The sequence below is a fragment of the Belnapia sp. AC561 genome (genome assembly GCF_979252845.1).
In genome coordinates this window covers 1-433 of the sequence record NZ_CEEDBP010000120.1, presented here as the reverse complement: position 1 = coordinate 433, position 433 = coordinate 1, and the positions used below count along the sequence as shown (strand labels likewise).

1 protein-coding gene is annotated in these 433 nt (G+C 75.3%); it reads right to left on the bottom strand.

Annotated elements, in window-relative coordinates; genetic code table 11:
- Positions 1–144 precede the first annotated feature (144 nt).
- Positions 145–433: hypothetical protein (locus tag AC0IW9_RS30390; protein WP_471652038.1), on the bottom strand; the 289-nt coding region annotated here is incomplete at its 5' end.

The following is a 433-nucleotide window of genomic DNA, read 5'->3' as shown; positions in this document are numbered from 1 at the left end:
AGGCTGCCGGATTGCCCCAGGCTCGTCTGTGCCCAGGCGGGCGAGGCGGCGGGCGAGGCCAGCGCGATCCAGGGCAGCAGCAGCGCGAGGGGGCGAGGGAATGTCACCCGCCAGCCATGCCAAGCCTGCCCGTGGTCGGTCAAGCTACAGCGTGACGATCTGGCCATCGCCGACCGCCGCGAGGAAGCTGGCCACGCCGGCCACCGTCACCCCGGGCAGCAGCGGCACCGCCACCAGCCGTTCCGCCCGCAGCCCGGCTTCGCAGGCGATCAGCCGCAGGCCGAGCTCCTGCGCGGCCTCCAGCAGCACAGCGATGCCGGCGACGCCGGCCTCGGCCAGGGCCGCTTCGCGGGGGGCGGCGACCAGGGGCGCCTCGGCCAGGAACAGCCGGCAGCCGGCATTGGTGGCAAACAGGGTCACGTCGCGGCCCAGC